We start from the raw sequence: 11686 nt of genomic DNA on the forward strand, positions 1-11686 counted from the left end.
AATTTAGCGCTCTATTTAAAATAGAGTTTTATATAGAATGCTATTTTAGATTTAGTTAACAAGTTTTAATTTATAAATTAAAACTGTAGTCCATTGATATCATCAATATCATCCTTTAAAAGGTATAGAAACTTAAACATGTTTAATCAGCACTGATAATAGTAAAATAATTATTCATAAAAGTTTTATATCTTTATAATTTTCTATAGAAAGATAGCCTTTATTGGCATTTTATTAATAAATTACCCTAATAAATAATTAAATTAATTTCTGTTAAAATTATTGTTCCCTATAATCAGCTTAAAAGCAATATTAGCCAATCAAGTAGAACAATTTTATTTTTATAGGCTATTTCCTTGTCAAATAGCACACATTGTTAATGTATAAAAGAGACACTTAAGTAAGTATTCATCTATGCCCTACCTGATAATAAAGTAGTGCATTTTACACTTTAGTAGATATATTGTACAGAGGCATAAGCAAAATATTTGCTCATTTGAATGTTGAAATATGCTCTTGATCAAAATAATTAACAATAAGCTAGAAATTAGTAATTGCTATTTATTATGCAAATAAAAACTGATACAATAGATTAAAAGTAAATAATCAGAAATAGCTGCTATAGATATAAATAGCCTTACTAGATTAATATAATTAAAAAAACATTATTTTTCCGTTTATCAATATCAAAACCAAACTTTATAAAAATAAATTCTCAATAATCGAGATAAAGAACCAGAATAAACGAGCCTACACAGCTAGTGTCTAAATCTAAAAAGCAAAAGCATATAAAAACTTTTTATAAAACATATTATTATCAATAAACAACTTTAATTACATTTATCGTAAAATATTACTTACTTAGATTTTAAGTCATATAAATTATCAAAAATAGTTATTCGTCTTTCAGCGTAGCACCATTAGACTGAACCTTAAGTTCGACATTTCGCCTACCACAATCAAAACCCCATCGATGACGGTGTAGTTTAGCAGGTGGTTTACGTTTCAGGTCAGTCATTCTGAGGTTTCTCAGCTGAGATTCTAATTCAGCTAAACGATCTTTCAAAGCATTTTGTTCATTAAGTACTTTAGTAGCGATAGCTTCTACAGCATCAAATTCCTCACGTGTCACTAAATTATGCCCAGCTAAAAACCTCTCAAGGCGCTGATTAATAAGCTGCTCAATCTCCGTATGTACACCTGCAACCGCACTAAAGGCTCCACTAGCCATACGAGCAAAATCATCAAACAAACGGCTACGAGTCTGCATCCCTTACCTCCAGTAAAGTACACAATATAGAATTAGCAATTTGCAATATCAAGCTATTAAGTAAAAACATTGCTTGTTTACCACATTAGTTGTAAAAACGAAACCAACAATACTGAAAATTAAAAATCTTTTAGTATTAAGCATTGTTTTTAATAAATATGTTTAAGTTTGATAACATAATTTATCGCATATAGAAATAAATTCAATCGCATAGTATCACTATGCTAAACAACTGCTTTGTTGCCTGAACAGAAACAATTTTAGTTTGATCAATACGGGAACAATTGCTAGAGACGAAGCTTATTTATTTATCGCTTAATAAGATAGTTATTGTTTATTTAGCTATTTACGAAGATTAAAAAATTAATACTATACATGGCGATGCTTAAGTATTTGATATATAAATTAAGAATAACAAAATCAAATTAGCTTACAGCAACAGCACAAAAATACTCTTAAATTAACTATAGTATATAATAATTAATTTAATTATTTAATATTATATCAATATTTAAAACAATGTAGAATACTTATAATTAAGCATAATTAAAGGATTAAGTTGATAAATGCTAAATGAAGGTAGGCTAAATAATAAATAAAATAAACAGTTAAATTGCCATTACTAATAAACCTAAAGTTTAATCGTTTGTCAATTGTCAGTTTGTTAAAGAGCAAGGAGTACATGTAAAGAATATAAATTCGATGATTAAGTGTTAATAGTGCTATGATTTATGAATCATTCAAGATGAATAGCGCCATTTTACCTTGTAGCCATTATGCTTTAAGCTGCGCTAATCTATGTGCTTAGTATTTAATAGTGAGTAATAAATCAGAATGTTAAAATAATCAGCGATCATCTACTGACTTCTTCAAAAGAAGAAGAGTTTTGCTGAATCCAACAGTACACTGAATAATAAACTAGTATTTATGCAAAAAAGTGGATGTTAGATAAAGAGATTCTTCTTTTCTGAAGAGGCATATTATCGTTAAAGAAGAGGAGAAGTATATGCAACTGCTAGCAATTTCTGATTTGCACTTAGAAAGCGGGCTAAATCGTATAGCGCTAGAAGACTTACCTTCTTATCCTGAGGATTGGCTGATAATAGCTGGCGATGTTGCTGAACAAATCGATATAGTAGCAGACGCACTAGCTATCCTAGCAAACCATTTTGCCAAAGTGATATGGGTTACTGGTAATCATGAACTGTGGTCAAGACCCAATTCCGGCGAACCTATAGGGGCTAATCGCTACAATGCTTTGGTTGCCAGAGCTAGATCCCTAGGAGTGATTACTCCGGAAGATCCTTTTCCACTATGGCCTGGATCTTTGCCTCAAGGTGTTGACAAACTAATTATAGCTCCAATGTTTTTGCTATACGATTACAGTTTTCGACCAGATAACGTACCACTTGAGCTAGTAGTTGAATGGGCCGAGCAAACCCACAACGTATGCACTGACGAGGTTCTACTTTCGCCAGCAACTTACAAAAGCCGCATCGCTTGGTGTCACACTCGTTTGGCTCAGACCGAAATGCGACTTAATTTAGAAGTTCCAGCTAACGCACATACTATTCTGATAAATCACTGGCCTCTACGTCGAGATTTAATAAGCATTCCACTTGTGCCTCGCTTTACTCCATGGTGCGGTACACTACTGACTGAAGATTGGCATATACGCTTTAATGCATATGCGGTAGTAACTGGTCATCTACATACTAGGCGCACAGACATGCTTGGTAAAACTCGATTCGAGGAAGTTTCTCTTGGTTATGCTCGCCAATGGAATTATGAACATGGCATGTCCAAATACTTGCGAGTGATCATAGCATAAGTATCTACTATCTAAAAACAGATTTAGATAAATACTAGTTAATCAAATACTATAAATTTTATCATTAATAAATATCTTGCTAAACTAAAATGAAGATAAAGCATTTAGTCATTAATGAATTACAGTACCGCAATTAAAATTATTAATAACAGATTTTTAACTTTGACTCTGGTCATAATACACCCTATCTATAATCCCTCCATTGTAAGTATTAATGATAAAAATAACTTTAAATATATTTAGATATACACATTGATTTTAATCAATATAATTGACAGATCATTTTGTTAAGTTTTTAGTTTGCTGCTATGCAATTAATAAAATTTTACTTTGTAAATAAAACTAGAATAGCGGTTTCTATACACTTATCTCAAATCTGACTATTACATTTGCTAGATTTCTTAAAAAAACATTTGTAGCACAAATGACACCAAAAATCAGCATCAAGTATTCAACATTTGCACACCTAATGAAACTTTTCATGGATTATTAATAGTAAATAGTAGTCAAATTCAACAAAGCGATATTGCTATATTCAGCATTTTGTATAAGCTAAAAATAGCTACCTAGTGATTTTACAAATAACAGAAAATTTTGGTTAATCTGTGTTTATAGCACAATGAATATGCTTTGAACAGCATCGCACAGCTTGTGACAAAGGTCGTGTATTTAGTTTAGTATATCAAGTTATTTTAACTGATACTTAAATATTGCGTAATTCTAAAGCGAGAAATATTTTATTAAATAATAAAATTTTCTGAAATCTTGGTCGATGAATCGAATTTAATAGAGCAATTTAATTATATGCATATGAATTTTGATTTCACACTACATCGCGAATACTTAAATAAATGCTGAATTAAGCAATATAATTTTTTGCATAGATCAACATATCGATAACTGGATTTTTAAATTAACAAGCAGCGTTATAAGTGATCATTAATATATTATCAAATTAATAATCGATAAATAAATGATTCGGATAATAATCCTGAATTTTATTAGCTATATATTTGGATGATGTAATAATTATCTTTATTCTATCTTAATAAAGATATAATAAATTATTGCTAGTTGCATATTTAATGATGATGATATTATCATTTGTAGGCAAAGAACCTGAGATTATCACTATTAACAGTCAAACAATAGGCTTGATTGAGCGCATTAAGTTGTGCCCTGCCCTTGTGTCCTTTTGTTGCTAGAGTATTTAATCTGTAAAATTTTAATTTTTATCTATGATAGCTGATTTTTAAGCATGATTATTCTCTAGCCATACAACCTTAAAGAAGTCGATGATAAGTATACTAAATAAAAGCACATGTTTATAGGATGATTGATTATTGAATAAATACCAAATTTTCAAATCATTTACGCTCTAGTGCTGCAAATAAACAGAAAATATACAAGGTTAATATAGATAATTATTTAATGCGTTTTTTATTTTAAGGGTAATAATTTTTTCTTAGCTGCATAGGCTAGTATTGAATATTATCAATCACATCAATAAAAACATTCTTGTTTATTTAGTTAAGCACCCAACTAGCTTTTAATACTCTTTTATGTTACGTTGAGGATAAGTCAACAAACATTTAAATACAATGTTTGTTACGACTAATTAATCATTTTATTAGGTGCGAATACGCACAAGAATGAAATTAATTAATAAGCAAATATAATATAACTATTTTTATGACTAATACTTGATGTAAGCAAAGGAAAAACATTTGTACGGTAAGAAGTATAATCACCTTTCAGGTTAAGGTGTCTGATTAATTTTTCTTCATGCATTACGCAATGTAGAAATAAAAAAGCACTATCAAATATTTTAGCAAATTTTGAAAAACTATAACTTATTAAGTTTAATAACCATCAAATATAAAATACATTAAGTATGCTTGTTTATAGCAAGGATCCACGTAGAGTATCTTTTACATAAAAGAGTATGAAAAATATAGCCGAAAAAAAAGAAATAGCGTTAAGAGATTTTATTGCATAAAATTACTACTGCAATATGCATTAATATTAATAGTTATTTTAAATATATTATTCTGAGAGATAATAATTTTATCATTCTATTTATATTAATCTTAATAAGATACTATGATACAAAAATTATCCCGTCAGAGCTGAATAACTATTCACCAACAAATACATATTACAAAATATCCAAGGCTATAGCGCGTTCTTAGTAGAAAAATATAATTGTTTCATTACCCTTTAATATACTAAATATACCTTAACTGCATAAGTAAACAAAGCACTTATCAGTTTTAAGGTGTGGTTCGGCAAATTTAAATGAACTAGAGTAGAGAGGAGATTAAATAGAGCCATATTTAATTTTCTAACATAACTTAATGGTTACATTTAATGTCCTTAAAAAGATGCTTGTACTATCAGTTTGATAGTAAATCATTCATCATTTGCTGATTAAACAGCTTAAAATAAAACGACAAACATACTTTAATTTTTTCATTACGAAAACTTTTGTTTAGTATCAAAAAACAAAATCAAAATATCTTTTGATGACTTAATTGATATTAGCTCTTAGCGTTAATGCTGATCTGTATAGATGATGATAAGTCATTTTGTTCATACTTTTTTTTCGCAATGATCCAAAACGAGACGGTTAAGCGCACGTACACCAAAGCCAGATGCGCCCTTTGGTGCAGTAGGCAAATTGTTACGTAACCAAGTCACGCCTGCAATATCCATATGAATCCAAGGAATATTATTTACAAAACGCTCCAGAAAGCACGCTGCGGTAATTGCGCCGGCCCAACGTGAGCCAGCGTTTTTCATATCAGCTACATCGCTATCCATTTGCTTATTATATACTTCACCCATCGGCATTCGCCAAATAGCCTCATCAACAGCATTGGCAGCGGCCTGTAACTCGCCCGCTAATATGTCATTATTGCTGAAATAACCACAAGTTTCCTCGCCAAGCGCTACAACCATTGCACCAGTAAGAGTAGCAATATTAATCATGAACTCTGGCTTATACTGATCTTGAGTATACCACAGCAAATCTGCTAAAATAAGCCGACCTTCTGCATCAGTATTAACAATTTCAATGGTCTGTCCAGACATCGATCGAACAATATCACCTGGTCGTTGCGCTTTACCATCTGGCATATTTTCAACCAAGCCAATCACGCCAATGACATTTGCCTTAGCCTTTCTCTTAGCTAAAGCACGCATTAAGCCACAAACTACTCCCGCACCACCCATGTCAAACTTCATCTCTTCCATGGCAGTAGAAGGTTTTAAAGAGATACCACCGGTATCAAAACATACTCCCTTTCCGATAAAAGCAACAGATTTTTGGTTTTTGTCACCACCTTCCCAGAGCATTATTACTACCTGCGATTCGTGCTCGCTACCCTGACCAACGCCAAGCATAGCAGACATACCAAGCCTAGCCATTTCCTTTTCTTCTAATATATCAATTTTTAATCCCAAACTTGTCATCAAAGCAACCCGTTTGGCGAATTCCGAAGGAAACAAGATATTTGCTGGCTCAGAAACAAGGTCTCGAGTAAAAAATACCCCTTCAGCTACAGCTGCTTCAACTTCATAAACTTTTTTAGCATAAGAATATTCTTCGATAGAGATAAACAAATTAACCAGTGATGGTCTTTCTTCTTTTGTTATTTTAGTTTTATATGAATCAAATCTATAGGAGCGCAATAGTGCTCCTAGTGCTAAATGAGCAGCTATTTCTACACTCTTAAAATCATCCACCTCCATCATAATAGTGGCTTCCTCTTCACCACTATTAGCCAAAGCTTCATAAATAACGCCTCCAGATTTTTCCGCAAAAGCTAAATTTATTTGGGATGGCTTACCTAGACCGATCAACAATATACGATTGCTTGGCGTAAAAACATTCAGTGTTTGGTGAGATCTGCCAGTAAACTGCGAGCAAGAAATAGCTGTGCTAATGAGACCATTAGTCTCGTTATCCACTTTATAAGCAGTTGGTGATAATTTACCACCTTCCACAACACCACAGACTAACGCTCCTTTTTTAGGGCGGTTGAGTTTAGTAAAGCTGATATTCATCAAATTTTTCCACAGTTGCTAAAAAGTATGCCTTTTGCAATAGCCTGTTCATATATACGGTGTCAATACTTTAATTGAGCTATCATTCACTGCTATAAATTTGGCATTATCAAAGATAATCTGACGTACCGATGTGCTTTAAACTTTACGTACTACGACAAATTGTTACTGCGATGTTATTTATAATAATATCGTTAACATTTGTTATTTGGCTATCGCAATCTCTGCGCTTTGTAGATCTGCTAGTCAATCGTAGCTTATCAATTAATACATTCATATATCTTACCATTATGCTAATGCCTACCTGGCTTTCGATTGTGCTCCCAATTGCTAGCTTCGCTAGCATGCTCTTCGTTTATAATAAAATGACTGTTGATCAAGAATTGCTCGTAATGGCTGCTGCTGGTCTCAGCCCAATACGTTTGTCACAACCCGCTTTCTTTGTCGCTATCGCTACGACAGGGCTTTGCTTTTTGTTAAACACCTACTTAATTCCGATGGGCTATAGAGTATTTAAGGAATTGCAATGGCAAATAAAGCATAACATGGAAAACATTATACCGCGTGAAGGTGAATTTTGCTCCTTGGGCGATAATATCACCATTTATTTTCACACTTTTCAAGCAAACGGCAATCTACTTGGCATTATGCTGCACGACCAGCGAAATCCAGCTAAGTTGATAACTTTTGTGGCTGAAAAAGGTATACTGGTCAATACACCAAAAGGACCTCATGCTGTCATGATTAACGGCAATCGACAAGAGCATGAGGTTAAAACTAAACATATCAATATTTTGTACTTTGACTATTATTTAATTGATCTTGGCAAGAATGAACAGGAAAAGCGCAGCTATCGTGAAATAAATGAGTTGTTCATATATCAACTACTTAATCCTACTGACAGCGTAAATACAAACAGTAGTGCAAGCGAACTAATAGCTGAAGGATACCAACGATTGAGCAGTCCTTTACTACCTATCAGCCTAAGCGCAATCGGCTTGGCGGTAATGTTATCAACGAAATTTTCCAGACATCGACAGTCAACTAAGATTATACTCGCAGTACTATTAGCCGTCGCAACCGAATCTCTAGCTTGTGTAAGCAAGTATTTGGTAACAAAATCATCGCCAATGATTGCACTTATGTGGCTTACAGTAATATTACCATTGATTTTATCAATTATTTCTCTGTCTTGTGTGCGTTTACGTACACGACGTGCTCAAGTTACCAGATTATAATTATGTTAAGGAAATGAGGTTTTCTTGGATACTATCTTTTTATATTGGCCGCCAATTAGCTATTTGGCTGTTTGGATCTTTCACAGGACTCACAACTACAGTCTTCTTACTCGACTTTATCGAGCTACTGCGTCGAGGAACAGGAAAAGAAGGTGCATATTTCATCGTTTTATTACAAATGGCACTGCTAAAGTTGCCAACCATGGCATGTCAAATTATGCCTTTTGGAATACTGTTTGGCTCTATGCTTGCATTTGCTCAGCTAACTCGGAGCAACGAACTAGTGGTTGCTCGATCTGTCGGCGTGTCAGTTTGGCAATTTATGATGCCACCTATTCTCATAGCATTAGCTATGGGAATTATTAACATTACCATCTTAAACTCAATCTCTTCTAACATGCTAAAAAAATTCCATCAGTTAGAAGATTCTGTTCTACATAACCGATCAAATAAATTTCTACCGGTGCAATCTCGCGAGATATGGATGCGCGAGCAGGACGAAAAGCATCGCTTAGTAATTAATGCACGAAATATCTATAATAATACTGGTCTAGTTGATGTAATAATGCTATTTTTTGATTATAAAAATCATTTCCAGAAACGAATAGATGCCCACAAAGCAACATTATCTAACGGCAATTGGATGTTAAAAGATGTAGTTATAACTGTTGAACACACTAGATCAAAGCCAATCGATGAAATTTCCTTCCCGACTAATCTCACTGTAGATAACCTCAAGAATTTATACATTGCGCCTGAAACAATGTCACTATGGGAATTGCAGCAATTCATTGAATTACTTGAAAATACTGGTTTTTTAGCAGTTCAACATCGGCTTTATTGGCACGCAAAGCTAGCTTATCCTCTATTGATGATGGACATGGTTATGATTGCAGCAATATTCTCTCTACGTTTAGCTAAAAATAACAACATATTGGTTTTGGCTGCTGCGGGGCTCTGCTGTGGTTTTCTAATATATTTCTTATCAAATATCCTCTTTGCACTAGGAATGGCAGCAAGAATTCCAGCACGATTAGCAGCGTGGACTCCCGCAATTATTACAATGTTATTAAGCGTTGCTGGCAATTTACATCTTGAGGATGGATGACACGTACACAAATTATTGCTGCTATCCTGATATTGTTATCTGTTAACAATATTGTCAAGCAATCTAAAGCACAGGAAGCCAACGCTGGAAAAAAGCCATTTCTCTTAATTGCGGATGAGATAATTTATGATGAATCTTTTGGCATATTAACTGCACGTGGTAATGTCGAAATCAGTCAAAATTCTCTTGTCCTACGCGCTGATACAATAAGCTATAATCGTAAAGCTGATACTGTTATTGCTCTCGGCAATGTCGCTATCATGCAATCATCGGGCCAAGTAATATTCAGCGACTATGTGGAATTAAACCACCAGCTAAAAATCGGCACAATTAATAATTTTCGCAGTTTGTTAGTTGACGGCTCTCGTCTCGCAGCAGTCCGAGGTAGACGCAAACCTGCTTATCATACAGAGCTAGAAAAAGCGATATTTTCTCCCTGTAGTGTATGTGATAAAGATGGAAATAAAACACCTGTATGGCAGATTAAAGCGCTAAAAATAGTCCATGATGAGATTAATAAAGATATCATTTACAATTTCGCTACATTTGAATTATACGGCTTTCCGATCGCTTTTACACCATACTTTAAACACCCTGATCCGACTATCAAGCGAAGCTCTGGTATGCTTGCCCCAACTATTGGTCTATCAGATGAGTTAGGCTTTATCTATGGTCAACCATATTACTACGTAATCGACGATGCTAGTGACTTACTAATAGAGCCACGAATACACTCAACGAGCGGCTCCATACTTTTAACCAACTATCGCAAGCAGTTCTCTAAAGGAGAAATAAACTTAGATAACTCTATAGCTTATGTAAAGCAAAGTTATCAAAATACTGCTTCAAAAGATTATGGATTCGAGTGGCATGCTGACTGGGCAGGAAAAATTAAAATAAATGAATCATGGCTTGGTGGTTTTGATTTTGAACAAGCAAGTCAAAGCAGTTATTTAACTCACTACAACATCAAAGATGCAAGGTTGCTAACCAGCAAATTGTACGCCGAAAGATTCCATGGACGCAACTACACCTCCCTAGAAGCTTATAAATTTCAAAATCTACAATCTAGCATTCATTCGGACGATACGCCAATTATACTTCCGCTTATCCAATATAGCTATGTCGGACCTCGAGACAAGTATGGAGGTCATACTTCTCTGGATGCCAGCCTGCTATCCATGAGCAAAAAGTCTGGAAAGAATACTCAACGTGTTTCCGCAGTCACTGGATGGGAGTTACAATCTATATCGGATAATGGCGCGATCTATACTCTGAACGCTAACTTACAAACTGATGCTTATTACGTGACTAACGCTGGTAAATGGTTAAATGAGGATAAATATATCGTCGGTCGTATCTTTCCGCAAATGGGACTAAAGTGGCAGTATCCACTTGTCAAGCGCAGCAATCAATTGACTACACTTATTGAGCCAATTGGCAGCTTGTTTATTGCCCCCCTGGGAGGCAATCCCAAAAAGATTACAAATGAAGGAAGTCAGCAATTTGAATTTGATGAAACTAAACTATTTCGCTTAAATCGCTATGATGATACAGATAGAGTGACTAATGGTAGTCACTTGAATTATGGTTTGCATGCCGGAGTATACGGTGATGATGGTAGTTCGAGTGAGATCTTAATAGGCCAAAGTTATCGATTTTACGGTAGATGCTCACTTGACTATGGTGCTGGTCTAGAAGAAGATTTATCAGACTTGGTTGGGGCACTATCGTTGCGTCCAACAAGTTGGCCATTCAAATTGACATATCGTTTCCGCTATGATCCTGAAGAAGCAAACTTGCACCGTAACGAAGTTGGTTTTTATTTATCTCAACCAAGATTTCATTTCGGGGGCAATTATATCAGTATTGATAGCTATTACGATAACCAATCACCAATTTCTCGTGAACAAATTGAATTATACGGCCGATTAAAAATGAGCGATCATTGGAATATAGATGGACTTCTAACAAGTGAGTTATCGCATCCTCATAATCCTTTGCTTCGTGGTAAGTTAGGCTTTACCTATACAAACGAATGCATATTATTTGGTATCAACTTTCAACGCTCGAATATAAGCGACAAAGATATCAAAGCTAACGATCGAATCATGTTTCGTCTTACCCTAACTCATTTAGGTGAATTTTAATTCATACTAGCTTGGAATATT

Annotated in this window: 6 protein-coding genes; 4 read left to right on the forward strand and 2 right to left on the reverse strand. The window is 34.1% G+C overall.

Translation table 11 applies throughout. The features are described 5' to 3' along the window. Nucleotides 1-895: 895 nt before the first annotated feature. Entirely contained in the window at nucleotides 896-1270 is a 375-nt protein-coding gene (locus tag A1OE_RS04220; RefSeq protein ID WP_015088575.1) for an accessory factor UbiK family protein, read from the reverse strand. Nucleotides 1271-2276: 1006 nt separating this feature from the next. Between A1OE_RS04220 and A1OE_RS02535 the strand changes: the two genes are divergently transcribed. Beyond that, nucleotides 2277-3101 carry a metallophosphoesterase family protein gene (locus A1OE_RS02535; RefSeq protein ID WP_015088577.1) on the forward strand — a complete coding sequence of 275 codons (825 nt, stop codon included), beginning with the start codon at nucleotides 2277-2279 and terminating at the stop codon, nucleotides 3099-3101. Between the two features lie 2592 nt (nucleotides 3102-5693). On the opposite strand, the gene A1OE_RS02540 is transcribed toward A1OE_RS02535, so the two are convergent. Continuing rightward, entirely contained in the window at nucleotides 5694-7169 is a 1476-nt protein-coding gene (locus A1OE_RS02540; RefSeq protein ID WP_015088585.1) for a leucyl aminopeptidase, read from the reverse strand. Between the two features lie 131 nt (nucleotides 7170-7300). Between A1OE_RS02540 and A1OE_RS02545 the strand changes: the two genes are divergently transcribed. Genes A1OE_RS02545 through A1OE_RS02555 form a run of 3 tightly spaced genes read left to right on the forward strand, consistent with a single transcriptional unit; the run spans nucleotide 7301 to nucleotide 11665 of the window. Continuing rightward, on the forward strand, nucleotides 7301-8407 hold the full coding sequence (locus tag A1OE_RS02545) for an LptF/LptG family permease (RefSeq protein WP_015088586.1): 1107 nt from the start codon (nucleotides 7301-7303) through the stop codon (nucleotides 8405-8407). Next, nucleotides 8385-9515 (forward strand): LPS export ABC transporter permease LptG, encoded by a 1131-nt coding sequence (lptG, locus tag A1OE_RS02550; protein ID WP_202802544.1) that lies wholly within the window; start codon nucleotides 8385-8387, stop codon nucleotides 9513-9515. The genes A1OE_RS02545 and lptG overlap by 23 nt, the downstream gene beginning before the upstream one ends. Continuing rightward, nucleotides 9512-11665 carry an LPS-assembly protein LptD gene (locus A1OE_RS02555; protein WP_015088588.1) on the forward strand — a complete coding sequence of 718 codons (2154 nt, stop codon included), beginning with the start codon at nucleotides 9512-9514 and terminating at the stop codon, nucleotides 11663-11665. The genes lptG and A1OE_RS02555 overlap by 4 nt, the downstream gene beginning before the upstream one ends. Nucleotides 11666-11686 lie beyond the last annotated feature (21 nt).

It is taken from the genome of Candidatus Endolissoclinum faulkneri L2, assembly GCF_000319385.1.
GTDB classification, from domain to species: Bacteria; Pseudomonadota; Alphaproteobacteria; order Thalassobaculales; family Thalassobaculaceae; genus Thalassobaculum; species Thalassobaculum faulkneri.